The following is a 14,256-nucleotide window of genomic DNA, read 5'->3' on the forward strand; positions in this document are numbered from 1 at the left end:
ACGCCCGGCGCCCCTGCGCCCTTTTCGCTTATGATATGATCGCTCGAAGGCCCGCAAGGGCCTGCCCGCGTCAGGAGAGCCAGTCTTGCGACAAACTTCCTGAGAAAGGATGTGCAAACTGGCGCTTCCCTTTCTTGTCGGCTTCCGTTATCAGCCCCGCTCCGATGCGAGCGGTCGTGGCGGAATTGGTAGACGCGCAGCGTTGAGGTCGCTGTGGGGCAACCCGTGGAAGTTCGAGTCTTCTCGACCGCACCATCGATCACGCGGCAGGCGAAACACTACCAGTTTCGCCGTAAGGGCGCGTGACACAGAAAAACGGGATTGGTTTCCAGCCGATTCCGTACAAGGGATAGATATCGGCGCGACCGGCTGATTCACATCGAGAGGGAGGCCCCGCGTGAGCGATAAAACCGCCACTCTCGACCCTGAGGTCATCACCGAAGATCACGAAGCGCTGGACGAGGACTACGTCCTGACCCCGGCCTTCGTCGAAAAGGTCGCCGACGCCGCCGACGAGGGCGACGGCATGCGGCTGCGGTCCCTGCTCGAGGACCTGCACCCGGCCGACGTCGCCGACCTGATGGGCTATCTTAATCCCGAGTTGCGCGCGGTCATCATGCTTTGGCTGCCGCCCGAGCTGCTGGCCGACACCCTTCCCGAGCTGGACGACGGCATCCGCGAGGAGGTGCTGGAGCGCGTTCCCCACCTGACCCTGGCCGAGGCCCTGCAGGAACTGGATTCCGACGACGCCGCCGCCGTCGTCGAGGACCTGGAGGACGACCAGCGCGAGAAGGTCCTGTCGGCCATGCCGGCCGGCGACCGCGCCGCCATCGAAAGCTCCCTGGGCTACGAGGAAGACTCCGCCGGCCGCCTGATGCAGCGCGAGGTCATGGCCGCGCCCGCCTTCTGGAACGTGGGCGACACCATCGACCACATCCGCCGTCAGAGCGACGACCTGCCCGAGTTGTTCTTCGACATCTACGTCGTCGATCCGATGAACAAGCCGGTCGGCGGCCTTCCAATCAGCCAGCTGCTGCGCGCGCCGCGCGCCGCCAAGCTCACCGATCTGATGGAGCCGATCAACGAGATCGCCGTCGATCAGGACCAGGAAGAGGTCGCCTACATCTTCGAGAAATACCACCTGATCTCGGCCCCGGTCATCGACGCGGGCGGCCGGCTGGTGGGCCAGATCACCGTCGATGACATCGTCAACATCATTCAGGAAGAGAACCGCGAGGACATCCTGCGTCTGGCCGGTGTCTCGGACGAGGACCGCGGTTCGTCGGTGTTCGAGATCGTGCGCGGCCGGGTGCCCTGGCTGACCATCAACCTGGCCACGGCGGCCCTCGGCGCCAGCGTCATCGGCCTGTTCGAGCACACGATCGAAAAGATCGTCGCCCTCGCCGTCCTGATGCCCATCGTCTCGGCCATCGGCGGCAATGCCGGAACCCAGGCCCTCACCGTCACCGTCCGCGCCCTGGCGACGCGTGAGCTGAACTCCGCCAACGCCGGCCGCACCTTCTGGCGCGAGCTGTTCGTGGGCCTGGCCAACGGCCTGATCCTGGCGCCCCTGATCGGCGTCGTCGCCGGCTTCTGGTTCCGCGACGAGGACTGGCGCATCGGCCTGGTCATCGGGGCGGCCATGGTGCTCAACCTGCTGGTCGCGGCCTCGATCGGGGTGCTGACGCCCCTTACCCTGTCCAAACTGAAGTTCGACCCGGCCGTCTCCTCGGCCGTCTTCGTCACCGCCACGACCGACTTCTTCGGCTTCCTGATCTTCCTCGGCCTGGCGACCATCGTTCTCCTCTAGAAACGACCCACTGGACTTCACGGTTAACGGACCGCCTCGGGGTGGAATCGGGTTTCGGGCGGCGCCGCAGTGCGGCAATGTTGCGGCGCGGGCCTTGCTCCCTCTCCTTCAGGGCGAGCCCGCCTGTCTCGATTTGGGTCATTCCGTGTCCGAAGCCGTCATCCAGCGCCTGAAGATCTCCCGGGAGGGGGTCATTCTGATCAAGAGCTTCGAGGGCTTCCGCCCCCGGGCCATCCGCCGCGACGACGGCCAGTGGGTGATCGGCTATGGCCACACCCTGTCGGCCCGCGAGGGCGCGGTGGTCTCCGAGGCCGACGCCGAACTGCTGCTGCAATACGACCTGATCCCCGTCGCCAAGGCCGTCAATGAAGGCGTCGCCGCCGTTCTGAACCAGCACCAGTTCGACGCCCTGGCCAGCTTCGCCTTCTCGGTCGGCGTCGACCGCTTCCAGTCTTCCGACGTCCTGTCGCGCCTGAACGCCGGCTTCGCGGGCGAGGCCGCCGACGCCATGATCGGCTGGCCCGAGCCGGTCGTCGCCGAGACCGCCCTGCGCCGCCGCGCCGCCGAGCGCGCCCTCTTCGTCGCCAATCCGGGCTCCCCGGTCGCCCTGGCCGACCTGCTGGCCGCCCCGCTGCCGCCGCCCCTGGTCGCCACGCCCGCCCCGGTAGAGCCCCCGCCGCCGAGGTCTTCGCCGAAGCGCCCGTCACGACCACCTCCGCCGAGACCGAGGTTCCGTCCGAATACGTCGCGCCCGACCTCGATCTCACCCGGAATCTGGCCGAGAGCGCGCGCCACGCCGCGGTCGCCTCCCTGCTGGCCGATCCCGCCCCCGTCCTGCGACAGCCGGAGCCCGAGCCGGAAGCTGAGGTCGAAGCCGAGGCCGAGGTCGCGCAGATCGAATCCCCGCGATCAAGGTCCCCGCCGAGGCGCCCGTCGCCGAAGAGGCTGCGGTCGCGGAAGCGCTCGCCGTAGAGCCCGAAGTCGCGACGCCCGAGGCTGTCGAAGCCGCACCCGAAGCGCCCGCGCCCGCCCCGGCCGCCGGCTTCGCCGCCAGCCTCCCGATGCAGCGCTATTCGGCCTATTCGGGAGCCATCGTCGGCCCCCTGCCCGGCGCGATCCGCTCGCCGATCGCCAACGCCTTCCGCCCGGCCCTGGCCGAACCGGCTCCGGCGGTTGAGCCCGTCGCGCAGCCCCAGGCCAATCCGTTCGCCGCCCCTCCGGTCGAGGCCGCTCCCACGGACGTCGCGGCCGAGGCCGTGTCTGCCGAAGCCCCCATCGAGGCGGTGACCGAGGTTGTGGCCGAAGCCCCGACGGAGGCCCGGATCGAGACGCCCGTCGAGCCGGTGCCCGAGCCCGCGCCCACACCCGCGCCCTGGTATGTCGGCGAACCCGCGCCGACGGCGCCCGTCGCGCCCAGCCCCGTCGCGCCCAACCCCTTCGCGGCCTCTCCCTTCCCGGAGGCGCCCGCCCCTTCTGGCACCGCCCCGGTCGCGGCGGTAATCGAGGCCGAGCCCAATCCGTTCGCCCTCGTCGCGCCTCCGGCCCCTACCCAACCCGAGCCGTCGCCGTTCACGGCGCCCGCTGAGCCGGCGCTGGAAATGCCTGTCTTCGGCGCCCCTTCCGCTCAACCGGCCCCGACGGCCGAGCCCTGGTCCGCCGCCATCAGCGCGACCAGCCAGCCGCGCACCGACGGCGAGCTTCTGGTCCTCAACGGCGCGCCCGAAGCGGAGGTCTTCGCCTCGCCGCGTCTGGTCTGGCCCCATGGCGAGCAAGCGGGCGACGACGCCCCGGCCCTGTTCGAGGATGACGGCTCCCTGCGTCTGGCGCCCGGCAACATCCTGCGTCACGAGGTCGTTGAAGAGACGCCCCCGGCCCGGATTCCCTGGGGCGAACTGGCGGCCTACGGCGTCATGGGCGGCTTCGGCCTGGTGTCGTTCGGCATGTCCATGGCCGCCTTCCGCCGCGCCGCGGGCGAAGGCTCGGGCGGCGACGGCACCGTCCTGATCGCCGTGGTTCTGGCCGTGGTCGGCGCCGCCTGCGTGGGCGTATCGGCCTATAATCTGTACCGCCGCTGGGGCCGCGCGGAAGAGGAATAGCCGAACCGTCGGCTTCCGGTCGCAGGAACAGTTTCCGCCCGGGGGCCGTTGCCCCTCCTCGAACGAGGAGCTTCTCCATGCCCGCCAAATCCGCCGCCCAGCAGAAGGCCGCCGGCGCCGCCCTGTCGGCCAAGCGCGGCGAGACGCCGAAATCGAAGCTCAAGGGCGCCTCGAAGTCGATGGCCGAGTCCATGACCGAGAAACAGCTCGAGGACTTCGCCCACACCAAACGCAAGGGCAAACCCGAGCACGTCGCGGACCGCTGAAGCCGACCCGCGTTCCGCAACCTGAAATCGCTGTAACACTCTGTGTCAGCGCTGGCGCTGGGGTCCGGCGCCGACTACATCACCCCGGGGCCGCATTGGGCCGATGATCGGCCGCCGATGTCTCTGGTTCACGCCTCTCCCGACAGCCAGCGCACCTTTTCCCAGGTGCTGGAGGACCTCGGGGTCGCGGAGGGCCCGACCCTGACGCTGCGCGAGGTGGTCGAGGCCTTCGGCGACCGGGGTCTGGGCGCCCTGATCCTGGTTCTGTCGCTGATGGCCCTCTTCCCCTGGCCCCCGGGCGGCAAGGCGGTCTTCGCCATGCCCATCATACTTCTGGCGACCGAACTGACCTTCCAGCGCAATGAGGTCTGGCTGCCGCGCTGGGCCCTGCGCGTCTCCGTCAGCCGCGCCGCCTACCGCACCGCCGTCTCCAAGGTCATCGGTCCGATCCGCCGCGTCGAGAACCTGACCCGGCCGCGTCTCAGCTTCCTGACCGGAGCGGTCAGCGAGGTCCTGATGGGGATTACCTGCGTCCTGCTGGCCCTGGTTATGGCGCTCCCCATCCCGTTCGGCGACATGCTGCCGGGCATCGGCCTGGTCTTCTTCGCCCTGGGCGTGATGCAGAAGGACGGGGCCGCCGTACTCGTGGGCGTGCTCGGATCCCTGACGACCGTCGCCTATCTGCTGCTGATCTGGCGCACCGCCATCGAGGCCGCCCACCACGCCGCCAGCTGGCTGGCCCACATCGCCGGCTGGTTCGCTCACATCCCCGGCTGGTTCGCGGGCCTGCTGGGGTAGGCGCCCGGCCTCCCACACCGCCCACCCTCCTACCACCGCTCAAGCAGCGCGGGCCGAGCGGTAGCGCCCGAAAGCGGCGCTCAAGCAGCGAGCCGCCGCGCGGCGAGCGGTAGCGCCCAAAACAAAAAGGGCCGCCGGATTGCTCCGACGGCCCTCATTGTCTGACCGCGTACGGCCTGACCAGAAACCAGTCTGTCTTCTGCGCTCAACCGTCCCGAAGGCCGTCAGCGCGCAAAGGAGTTCAGACCCGGACCTCGTGGGAGGACCAAGCTTCGGTCACCGTACGGGTTTGGGACAATGAGATCACTTGATCACCTCCTTTCGACTGTTCAAACAGGACCTTGAATGTGGGACTCGTTTGACCCAACGTCAATCTCGCGGTTGAGGGGATTTCCGCCGCCCTCAGAGTCCAAGTGGATGGTCTGAAAGCCAGCCAGGGTGGCGGCTTCTAAGAAGTTCGACGGCCTCCGGGCCGGAGAGGAACAAATCGATACCGCCATCATAGGGCGCGAAGATTGCGCCATCGGTTCCCATCCAGAGCGTGGAGCCCGCCTTCTCGTCGGCAATCGAAATGAGTAAGTGATCGAACTGGCCTGGCGACCAGTCAGTCGGTGCGGCGTGCACGCGCCACGGGCGGTCGGGTTCACCGCCCGGATCGTCCTCGTCCGCGCCATCTTCCTCAAGAAACTCGAACGCGTATTCGAGTCCATACTCGCGGGTCGCCCAAAACGGGTCGTGCTGATCCGCCCAATCGACTTCCCCGGGAAGCGTCGTCCAATGCGTCTGGACTAACCAGCATGGCCCGACGTTAAGGACCTCGGTGGCAAGGGCATTCTGACGAGCCAGAAGGATCGCGCGTTCCTCGTCGGTGTCGGCGTATCGCTTTGATTGCGGTAATGAATGAAACCGGATCCAGTTCGGAACTCCCTCATTTCGCAACATCCATCCCATGGGCCGACGCGCTGCGTGGAAATGCTTCCAAGCCTGTTTGAAAGGTTCCATTCAGCAAGCGTAGCTGGAAGTCTGGCCGGAAGCGAGTTCACGTGCGCAACGTGTGTCTTGCTTCCTTTCGCTGCTAACAGGGAAGATGAAGGTGGGACTCGATCAGGCGGTCGTCAATGGGGCGGATGTTCGTTGACTTCCCACTGCGGCCGCGCGGTCTACCGCGAGCGATACGGTGAGGGACCGGTGTATTCCACCAGCACGGCGCTGGGCGGATCGACTCTGCCGTCGCTGAAGGCGACGGTGCGAGTCGGCAGGCGCCAGACGCACATCCCCAAAAAGCAGTCGGGCGGTTCCGGGAGCTCCGCCTGCATCCTCTCCAGGACGGTTCTGTTGGACAGCTCTGTCAGATCCTTGGGCTCAATCCATAGGCGCACCGTGTTGAGCTGGTCAGCCTCAAAATAGAACTCGGCCCGACCACGATGGCCGAAGACGTCCTGATCCGGAATCGAGACCAGGAGCTTGCCGAAACTCGTTGTCTTCACTGGATCGGACGCGGCGAGCGCGGTTGGGAATATCCGCAACACCTCGCGTGTCGACATGCCCGCGGTCGCGCCGCTCCACAACTCCTGGGCCTGCACCGCCCCCGCCATGAGACCAAGACCGATGACCAACCCAAAGGTCGCGAGTCCTTTCGCAGCCTTCATCAGATTCCCCCTTCGAACCGCCGGCTCTTCTTCGTATCCGGCGCCTTGTTCACCCTGCTCGACAATGGCCGGAGGTCCAAGTCCCGCTTCCGTCGACGGGGTTTGACCCGATGTCCCGCTGGGCCCTTTCGAACGACACTCTCACCTTGAAGGCAGAAGCGCGAGGCGTCCGGTGCGGACGGTTGCTCATCATCAAGGCTGGAGGTCCGAAGGCGGCGGCTATGCCCTGGCCCTCGTCCTCATCGCCCTCGCCGGCGTCGTCGTGGAGATGGCGACCGGCCCTCTGTTCTTCTGGTTCCTGCCGCGCCAGTGGCTGGGGATCCACGTCGTCCTGGCCGGCCTGTGGCTGATCGTCTGGGCCATCTCGACCCGGGCCCGACCCGTCCCCGGCTGGATCGCACTCATCACCCTCGGCGTCACCGTTCTCCCGGTTATCGGCTGGCTCGTCGTCGTCGGGGTCTGACCCCGCTCAAGCAGCAAGCGCCCGCGGCGCGAGCGATAGCGGCAAAAGACCCCGCTCAAGCAGCGAGCCGCCGCGCGGCGAGCGATAGCGGCGGGCGCCTAGCGCCCTCCCCTTCAAAAAAGGAAGCGCCGGAGAGGTTTCCCCCTCCGGCGCTTGATCCCTGAACGCGGCTTAGTTGCGGAAAAGAGACGTCAGCACGGACGTCGACTGGTTGGCGATGCTCAGCGCCTGCACCCCCAGCTGCTGCTTCGTCTGCAGAGCCTGGAGCGTAGCGCTTTCCTTCGCCAGATCGGCGTCGACCAGATTGCCCACCCCTGCTTCCAGCGCGTCCGACAGCTTGCCGACGAACGTGGAGTGGGTCGCAACCGCCTTCGACGCCGTACCCAGACGCGCCAGGGCGCCCGAGACCTTGTCGATGGAGGCCGACACCAGGGCCAGGGCCGAGGTGGCCTGGGTCGAGGTGCCGATGGTGGTCGTCGCGGTGACGGTGACGTTCGTGGACCCCAGCGCCAGGACTTCCGGCTTGACGGTCAGGGTCGCGGTGCCGGCCGCATTGGCCAGAGCCTGGAAACCTGTCGCGCCGGTCTTAATCAGGTTGATCCCGTTAAAATCGGAGTTGTTGGTGACCGTGGTGATCTGGTCGCGGATAGCCTTGAAGTCTTCGTTCAGCGCGCTTCTGGACGCCGTCGACAGCGACTTGTCAGTCGCCGCCAGTGCCTTCTCCTTCAGTTGGAGCAAGAGGTCAGAGACCGACTCGCCCGCAGCCAGCGAAACGTCGATCGCGGACGCGCCGCGGTCGAGCGAGGATTTCACCGCACCCAAAGCCCCGATATCGGCACGTTGGCCCTGAGCGATAGCCCAGATAGCCCCGTTGTCCTTGGCGCTGGCGACCTTCTTGCCCGTGTTGATGCGGGACTGCGTGGTCGTCAGCTGGGCGTTGGTCGCGTTCAGGTTTTGGAGCGCAATGAGCGCGCCGGGGTTCGTGTTGACCGAGTTGGCCATGGGGGTGTCCTTCCATTCTGGTCGGGGAGAAAACGGCCTTCTGGCCGTCGAGCCGGTTCTTGGCTCGGAAGGGCACACGCAAGACAAAGGCCAGACCGCGAGGGTCTGGCCTTGTGTAAAATCAAAGGTTTGTTTCAGTCCTGTATGGTTAACCCGGCATGTTGCGCCGGGGACCGGTCAGGATTTGCCGGGCGGAAAACGTCGCCCCCGAAACCGCCTCAGGCGGCCTGCTGCACGCCCTGGTTCAGGCCCTGCATGATAGAACGGTTGATGTCGATCAGGATCTCGAAATCGTCCTCGCCGCGCATCACGACGGAGGAGTGTTTGCCCACGAAGATGCTGATGGAGATGATCTGGGCGCGCAGGGCCATGGGCATGGCGTTGCCCGGGTCGGCGCAGTCGGTGGCCAGGGTCGACCACAGCCGCCGGTTCCAGTCCAGGGCGTCGATACGCGTCGCGACGTCCGAAGGATCCGTCGCCGCGGCCTGCATCAGGGCCCGGGTCACCTGACCGAACAGGCGGTATTCCATTTCACGCGGGGATTCCGCCCGCGTGGCCGCCTGCTTGTACGCCTGAAGCATCACTCAACCTTTGTCACTTGGTCTTCGTAGTCCACCAGTTTCCGGGCGGACATCAGGGCCTTGTAGTACTCGCGGGCCATCACGTGCTTGGAGGCGTCGACGCAGTCCTGCATCGCCTCCGGATTGCGCGTGGCGCCCATGAACTCGGTCACCCGGCGAACGAACTCGTCATAGACCTTGGGGGCCGACGTCTCGTCCAGGTACATCATCATGACCGGGAAATAGATGCGTTTGGCGGGGGTGGTGACCTCCTCCAGCTGCATGATGTCCTTCTCGCGCAGCACCGAGGCCTTGTTCTGGAGGATCAGCACGCCGCGACGGTCGCCGTTCTGCACGACAGCCCCGTTCAGGACAAATTTCTCACCCGGCTTCAGCGACAGTTTCAAAGGCATCCGGCAGGTCCCCAATCTCACCCGCGCGTCTTCCGTAACGCACCGGGGCGAACGCAGATTAAACGGGCGTGGTTAACCATCCCTTGTGAGGCTTGCGGCCAATCTACGTACCGAGGGCGATTTCAGGCCCGAAGAACCCAAACGCAGCGCACGATTTTTCATGTCCGTACTCGCCGCCGACCCTTCCGCCCCTCAGGAGGAAGCCCACGCCCTGATGCCGGTCGCGCAAGGGGGCGCCGGCGACGCCGCCTCGCCCGAGGCCATCCGCCGCCTGTCGAAGGCGCTCGCCGGCGACCGCACCTCGATCAAGGCCCAGAAGAAGGCGATCGAAACTCTCAAGGCCGCCCTCGCCTCGGTCCGCATGGGCGATTACGCCGGCGGCGCCAACCGCGCCCTGCACGTGCTCAAGACCGACGAGCGCAATGCCCTCGCCTGGCACGTCCTGGCCATCTGCCGCGAGAAGAGCGGCCACCTGTCCAACGCCCTCACCGCCTATGAGGCGGCCTTGGCCCTCCACCCCGAAAACCCGGACATCGCCCACGATCTCGGCCGCCTGGCCCAGCGCCTCGGCCATCTCGAGATCGCCGAGAAACTGCTGCTGAAGTTCCTCAACGCCAACCCGGGCCATATCGAGGGCGTCAACAACCTGGCCTGCGTGATGCGCGACCAGAAGCGCTATGACGACGCCATCGAGCTCCTGCGCGAGATGATCCAGATCGAGCCCACCGACCCGACCCTCTGGAACACCCTCGGCACCGTCCTCAGCGATCAGGGCCAGATGGCCCAGTCGATGACCTTCTTCGACGAATCCCTGCGCATAGACCCGACCTTCGCCAAGGCCCGCTACAACCGCGCCAACGCCCGCCAGCCGCTCGGCGACCACGAAGGCGCGCTGGAAGACCTCGACGCCGCCATTCCCGGCGCCGAGGGGCCTTATGAGGCCGCCATGATGGTCATGGCCAAGGCCCTGACCCTGATGGGCATGGGGCGGCTCAAGGAGGGCTTCGAGACCTACGAAATCCGCCTCGACCCCGACCTCACCGAGGCCATGCATGTCCTCGTCGACTGCCCGCGCTGGGATCCGAAGACCGAGGACGTCGCCGGCAAGCGGCTGCTGGTCGTCGGCGAACAGGGCATCGCCGACGAAATGGTCTTCGGCACCGTCCTGCCCGACATCGTCGAGGCCGTCGGCCCGACCGGCAAGGTCTTCATCGCCGTCGAACCGCGCCTCGTCGAACTCTATCAGCGCACCTTCCCGACCGCCGTCGTCGGTGGCCACCGCGCCGTCCGCATCGAAGGCCGCCTGACCCGCTTCGTCCCCTTCATGGAAGAGATCGCCGAGCAGGATGGCCCCGACGGCGGCAAGGCCGACTGCTGGGTCCCCATGGCCAGCCTCGCGGCCGTCTACCGCCAGGACCTGTCGGACTTCCCCGACCGTGACGGCTATCTGGTCCCCGACCCGGCCAAGGTCGCCCACTGGAAGGCGGAGCTGGAGAAGCTCGGCCCCGGCCTCAAGGTCGGTCTGCACTGGAAGAGCTCGGTCCTGACCGGCGTGCGCGCCCGCTACTTCTCCAACTTCGAGCGCTGGGCCCCCGTCCTGACCGCCCCGGGCTGCGTCATGGTCAACCTCCAGTGCGGCGACGTCTCCGACGACCTGGCGGCGGCCGAGGCGGCGGGCGCCAGGATCTGGACCCCGCCGATCAACCTCAAGGACGACCTCGACGACCTGGCCGCCCTGTCCAACGCCCTGGACCTCGTCATCGGCCCGGGCATCGCAGGCACCAATATGGCCGCGGCCTCGGGCGCCCGGACCTGGCTGATCCACGCCCCGGACGATTGGCACCTGCTGGCGACGGACCGCTACCCCTTCTATCCGCGCGTCCGCACCTTCGCGACCGGCGGCTTCGACGGCTGGCCCCGGGCCATCGCCGAGGTCCGCGCGGCGCTCGATCAGGTCGTTAAGTCCGGCTTCTGACGGAACAGCCGCGCTAGGCGAGACGTTCTTCCCTGCGAACACACAGGGAGGCGAACCATGCCCGATCTCGATGACGGCCGCGACGACCAGGATCAGTCCGAAACCTTTGACGAGACCCATCTCGACGATGAGGGTGACGGCGAGTTCCTGCTTGATGAAGCCGACGGCGTCCTTGACGTCACCCAGGCCGAGGGCGACGCAGACGAAGACGATTTCGACGAGGACGATCAGGACCTCGACGACGAACTCGGCGCCTCGGGCATCGAGGCCGAGGCTGACGCCATCCTCGGCGGCGACCGCGAGCGCCTGAACCAGATCGACGCCGAAAGCGACGGCCTGCGCGGCGAGGACGAGGTCGAACTCGTCTATTCTGGCCTCATGGAAAACGAGCGCGGGGCCCAGGCCAGCGCCGCCCACTGGGAAGCCAAGACCCTCTCCGACGACGACATCGACGACCTCGGCTACGGCCCGGATGGGGCCGAACAACAGGAGCAAATCCGATGAGCGACATCGAAAAAGCCAAACAAGACTGCGACACCAGCGTCCCCCACGCCCGCCGCGCCGCCCCCGAGCAAGGCAAGCCGGACCAGCTCAAGGACGCCCTCAACCTCGCCGAAGACCGCCAGGAAGCCCTGGTCGACGAAGGCGTCGAGGAAACCTTCCCGGCCAGCGACCCGGTGTCGGTCAAGCGGATTACCTAGATGCGATAGAGGGCACGCGCCCCACCGCTCATCCCGGCATTCGCCGGGATGAGCGGTGAAAAGGATCAAAGGCTTAAGCTCGCACGTCCCAGCACCGATTGCCCAACCAATCCAACACCTTGCCGTTTCGCGGATCCTTTCGAACCAGCATCCCTTAAACCCGGGGTACACTGCCTGTCCCCAGGTCTTTGACATCGCCATCCAGACCACCCGCCTTGCACGCGCTTTGCACGCGAGTGCAATCCAGCGAAGCTCAGCGCGAAAACTAAAGCCAAGCGCTTTCAGTCTTCTCCACCCGAAACCTGCCACCGGACCTCCGAATTGCACTCGGAGTGCAAACGTTTTTCCGCGTGCAGCGCTCCGGGCCGCGCGAACCTTATCGTTGTTAACCCCCGGCTTCGGCGCTAGGCGTCATCGGGACTGACCGGAGCCAGCGCATGACCCAGCCGACCGACCGGTTCGAGGGCGCCTCGAACCCATCCCGTTTTGAAGGGACGTCGAACTATATCGCCACCGACGACCTCAAGGTCGCGGTCAACGCCTCGGTCGCCCTGCAGCGGCCCCTGCTGATCAAGGGCGAGCCCGGCACCGGCAAGACCGTCCTGGCCTATGAGATGGCCCGGGCCCTCAACGCCCCCCTGATCACCTGGCACGTCAAGTCGACGACCAAGGCCCACAATGGTCTGTACGAATACGACGCCGTCAGCCGCTTGCGGGACTCCCAGCTCGGCGACGCCCGGGTCAACGACGTCCGCAACTATCTGAAGAAGGGCAAGCTTTGGGAGGCCTTCACCTCCCCCGTCCGCCCCGTCCTGCTGATCGACGAGATCGACAAGGCCGACATCGAGTTCCCGAACGACCTGCTCCAGGAACTCGACCGCATGGAGTTCTACGTCCAGGAGACGGACGAGACGATCCGCGCCGAGGTCCGCCCGGTCGTGGTCATCACCTCGAACAACGAGAAGGAACTGCCCGACGCCTTCCTGCGCCGCTGCTTCTTCCACTACATCCGCTTCCCCGACGACCAGACGATGCGGTCGATCATCGAGGTCCACTTCCCCGGCATCAAGCAACGCCTTGTCTCCGAGGCCCTCAAGACCTTCTACGAGATACGCGACACGCCGGGCCTTAAGAAGAAACCCTCGACCTCCGAGCTGCTCGACTGGCTCAAGCTGTTGATGGTCGAGGACATCGACCCCGAGACCCTGCGCGAGAAGACGCCCAACAAGCTGATCCCGCCGCTGCACGGGGCCCTGTTGAAGAACGAGCAGGACGTTCACCTGTTCGAGCGTCTGGCGTTCCTGAACCGCCGCGAAGGCGCCCGCCCCGGGTCCTGAGCTTCACTATTGCGAACGCTTCGCATTTCATGCCTGACACGGGAACGGACGGACTTGGTCATGTCGATTACCGCGATTTCACTGGAATGCGACGACGTTCAGCGCAGGATAGGCGCGTGAAGAGGACTACGCCTATGCCCCGCCTGACCTCCCCCCGCCTGACCTCCCCGCGTTTGACATCTCTGGCCGTCTGCCTCGCCGTCTTGGCGCCGGCTCTCGCCCTGGGAGCCTGTGACAACGGCGGCGTCCGCATCACCACGACCCGCTCCGACACCGACGCCAAGGGCGTGCTCAAGGTCGTCGACGCCCTGCAATGCCCCGACAGCCTGGGGTCCCTGACCCGCAAGGGCTCGGCGCGGGCGGACGGCGCCGTCTGCACCTACACCGGCCCGCGCGGGGCCGAGGTCGAGCTCCACCTCGTCACCCTGGGCGACGACGGCGCCGATCCCATCCTCAAACGCTTCGAGGCCGGCCTCCTGGCCGTCATGCCCCAGACGGCCGCCGACATCAGCCGCTCCGCCGCCGACAGCGCCCGTGCGGACGCCGAGGCCGCCCGGGCCGACGCCGAGTCTGCTCGCGCCGAGGCTGACGCCGCCCGGGCCGAGGCCGCCGCCGAGGCCGGGGCCTATGCCGGCGCCGGCGCCGGAGCCAATGCAGGCGGCGACAGCGCCCACGTCAGCGCCCCCGGCATGCGGGTCGACGCCGAGGGCGACCGCGCCTCCGTCCACATGCCCGGCATCCATGTCGAGGCCGACGGCGACAAGGCCGACGTCCGCATCGGCGGCATCACCATCCACGCCAACGACGGCGAGGGCACGGTCAACGGCCAGCTGACCACCGGCGACAACGAGAAGGCGGTCAGCTTCAAGGCTCGCGATGACGCCGCCGAGATCCGCACCCGCTCGCCCGGCGAGGCCGTGCGCCAGACCTATCTCCTGACCGACAACCGCCCCTCTCCGAACGGCTGGCGCACGGTGGGCTATGAGGCGCGCGGTCCGCGCACCGGCCCGATCGTCGTGGCCACCGTCCGCTCGCGCGAGCGCAACGCCGACGGCGTCTTCGACGACGCCAAGGAGCTCGTGACCCTCAACGTCGGCGAATAGAGGCCCAAACGGCCCTGACGGGGTTGATCGCGCGGCCCGGATGGGTCACCTGACCTGCCGACAGCAGGATCAACGACTTGGCC

The 14,256-nt window shown here is 67.0% G+C and carries 15 protein-coding genes, 1 tRNA gene and 1 pseudogene; 12 read left to right on the forward strand and 5 right to left on the reverse strand.

The features are described from left to right. Window positions 1–170 precede the first annotated feature (170 nt). The 6 genes from IFJ75_RS10880 to IFJ75_RS10905 all read left to right on the forward strand — a co-directional run bounded on the left by IFJ75_RS10880 (window position 171) and on the right by IFJ75_RS10905 (window position 4,970). A tRNA-Leu gene (locus IFJ75_RS10880) sits at window positions 171–255 on the forward strand. Window positions 256–397: 142 nt separating this feature from the next. Then, window positions 398–1,810, forward strand: a complete 1,413-nt coding sequence (gene mgtE, locus IFJ75_RS10885) for a magnesium transporter (protein ID WP_207868086.1) — start codon at window positions 398–400, stop codon at window positions 1,808–1,810. A gap of 145 nt (window positions 1,811–1,955) precedes the next feature. Continuing rightward, complete coding sequence (locus IFJ75_RS10890) at window positions 1,956–2,987, forward strand: lysozyme (protein ID WP_207868087.1); 1,032 nt, start codon at window positions 1,956–1,958, stop codon at window positions 2,985–2,987. Continuing rightward, entirely contained in the window at window positions 2,872–3,906 is a 1,035-nt protein-coding gene (locus tag IFJ75_RS10895; RefSeq protein ID WP_207868089.1) for a hypothetical protein, read from the forward strand. Before IFJ75_RS10890 ends, IFJ75_RS10895 begins: the two co-directional genes overlap by 116 nt. A 77-nt stretch (window positions 3,907–3,983) precedes the next feature. Next, complete coding sequence (locus IFJ75_RS10900) at window positions 3,984–4,172, forward strand: DUF3008 family protein (RefSeq protein WP_207868090.1); 189 nt, start codon at window positions 3,984–3,986, stop codon at window positions 4,170–4,172. A gap of 42 nt (window positions 4,173–4,214) precedes the next feature. Then, on the forward strand, window positions 4,215–4,970 hold the full coding sequence (locus IFJ75_RS10905; protein WP_225896782.1) for an exopolysaccharide biosynthesis protein: 756 nt from the start codon (window positions 4,215–4,217) through the stop codon (window positions 4,968–4,970). 402 nt (window positions 4,971–5,372) lie between these two features. Here the strand turns inward: IFJ75_RS10905 and IFJ75_RS10910 are convergent, their stop codons facing one another. Both IFJ75_RS10910 and IFJ75_RS10915 read right to left on the reverse strand, forming a co-directional pair. Then, the gene (locus IFJ75_RS10910) at window positions 5,373–5,972 is read right to left on the reverse strand and encodes a DUF3885 domain-containing protein (RefSeq protein ID WP_207868091.1); all 600 of its coding nucleotides are present in this window, start codon (window positions 5,970–5,972) and stop codon (window positions 5,373–5,375) included. A 158-nt stretch (window positions 5,973–6,130) separates the two neighbouring features. After that, complete coding sequence (locus tag IFJ75_RS10915) at window positions 6,131–6,619, reverse strand: hypothetical protein (RefSeq protein WP_207868093.1); 489 nt, start codon at window positions 6,617–6,619, stop codon at window positions 6,131–6,133. A 172-nt stretch (window positions 6,620–6,791) separates the two neighbouring features. Between IFJ75_RS10915 and IFJ75_RS10920 the strand changes: the two genes are divergently transcribed. Further along, window positions 6,792–7,082, forward strand: a complete 291-nt coding sequence (locus IFJ75_RS10920; protein ID WP_207868095.1) for a hypothetical protein — start codon at window positions 6,792–6,794, stop codon at window positions 7,080–7,082. Window positions 7,083–7,253: 171 nt separating this feature from the next. On the opposite strand, the gene IFJ75_RS10925 is transcribed toward IFJ75_RS10920, so the two are convergent. The 3 genes and pseudogenes from IFJ75_RS10925 to flbT form a co-directional block, all read right to left on the reverse strand. Next, window positions 7,254–8,084 carry a flagellin gene (locus IFJ75_RS10925; RefSeq protein ID WP_207868097.1) on the reverse strand — a complete coding sequence of 277 codons (831 nt, stop codon included), beginning with the start codon at window positions 8,082–8,084 and terminating at the stop codon, window positions 7,254–7,256. A 218-nt stretch (window positions 8,085–8,302) separates the two neighbouring features. Continuing rightward, window positions 8,303–8,668: a flagellar biosynthesis regulator FlaF gene (flaF, locus tag IFJ75_RS10930; protein ID WP_207868099.1), complete on the reverse strand. Its 366-nt coding sequence runs from the start codon at window positions 8,666–8,668 to the stop codon at window positions 8,303–8,305. After that, window positions 8,616–9,057: pseudogene (flbT, locus tag IFJ75_RS10935) on the reverse strand (flagellar biosynthesis repressor FlbT). Before flbT ends, flaF begins: the two are co-directional and overlap by 53 nt. Window positions 9,058–9,217: 160 nt before the next feature. Between flbT and IFJ75_RS10940 the strand changes: the two are divergent. The 5 genes from IFJ75_RS10940 (at window position 9,218) to IFJ75_RS10960 (ending at window position 14,173) form a co-directional block, all read left to right on the forward strand. Then, on the forward strand, window positions 9,218–11,032 hold the full coding sequence (locus IFJ75_RS10940) for a tetratricopeptide repeat protein (RefSeq protein WP_207868103.1): 1,815 nt from the start codon (window positions 9,218–9,220) through the stop codon (window positions 11,030–11,032). A 57-nt stretch (window positions 11,033–11,089) separates the two neighbouring features. Then, entirely contained in the window at window positions 11,090–11,536 is a 447-nt protein-coding gene (locus IFJ75_RS10945; protein WP_207868105.1) for a hypothetical protein, read from the forward strand. Continuing rightward, window positions 11,533–11,733, forward strand: a complete 201-nt coding sequence (locus IFJ75_RS10950) for a hypothetical protein (RefSeq protein WP_207868107.1) — start codon at window positions 11,533–11,535, stop codon at window positions 11,731–11,733. Before IFJ75_RS10945 ends, IFJ75_RS10950 begins: the two co-directional genes overlap by 4 nt. 437 nt (window positions 11,734–12,170) lie before the next feature. Then, on the forward strand, window positions 12,171–13,070 hold the full coding sequence (locus IFJ75_RS10955) for an AAA family ATPase (protein ID WP_207868109.1): 900 nt from the start codon (window positions 12,171–12,173) through the stop codon (window positions 13,068–13,070). Window positions 13,071–13,204: 134 nt separating this feature from the next. Beyond that, complete coding sequence (locus tag IFJ75_RS10960; protein WP_225896783.1) at window positions 13,205–14,173, forward strand: methyltransferase type 11; 969 nt, start codon at window positions 13,205–13,207, stop codon at window positions 14,171–14,173. The last annotated feature ends 83 nt before the right edge of the window (window positions 14,174–14,256 follow it).

Origin of the sequence: Brevundimonas goettingensis (genome assembly GCF_017487405.1) — a bacterium.
Taxonomy (GTDB): domain Bacteria; phylum Pseudomonadota; class Alphaproteobacteria; order Caulobacterales; family Caulobacteraceae; genus Brevundimonas; species Brevundimonas goettingensis.

Bases quoted from the DNA above. Each gene is read 5' to 3' on its own strand.
- IFJ75_RS10895 (WP_207868089.1), top strand. From the start codon at position 2,872: ATGCAGCGCTATTCGGCCTATTCGGGAGCCATCGTCGGCCCCCTGCCC.
- IFJ75_RS10900 (WP_207868090.1), top strand. From the start codon at position 3,984: ATGCCCGCCAAATCCGCCGCCCAGCAGAAGGCCGCCGGCGCCGCCCTG.
- IFJ75_RS10910 (WP_207868091.1), bottom strand. From the start codon at position 5,972: ATGGAACCTTTCAAACAGGCTTGGAAGCATTTCCACGCAGCGCGTCGG.
- IFJ75_RS10915 (WP_207868093.1), bottom strand. From the start codon at position 6,619: ATGAAGGCTGCGAAAGGACTCGCGACCTTTGGGTTGGTCATCGGTCTT.
- IFJ75_RS10925 (WP_207868097.1), bottom strand. From the start codon at position 8,084: ATGGCCAACTCGGTCAACACGAACCCCGGCGCGCTCATTGCGCTCCAA.
- IFJ75_RS10940 (WP_207868103.1), top strand. From the start codon at position 9,218: ATGTCCGTACTCGCCGCCGACCCTTCCGCCCCTCAGGAGGAAGCCCAC.
- IFJ75_RS10945 (WP_207868105.1), top strand. From the start codon at position 11,090: ATGCCCGATCTCGATGACGGCCGCGACGACCAGGATCAGTCCGAAACC.
- IFJ75_RS10950 (WP_207868107.1), top strand. From the start codon at position 11,533: ATGAGCGACATCGAAAAAGCCAAACAAGACTGCGACACCAGCGTCCCC.
- IFJ75_RS10955 (WP_207868109.1), top strand. From the start codon at position 12,171: ATGACCCAGCCGACCGACCGGTTCGAGGGCGCCTCGAACCCATCCCGT.
- IFJ75_RS10960 (WP_225896783.1), top strand. From the start codon at position 13,205: ATGCCCCGCCTGACCTCCCCCCGCCTGACCTCCCCGCGTTTGACATCT.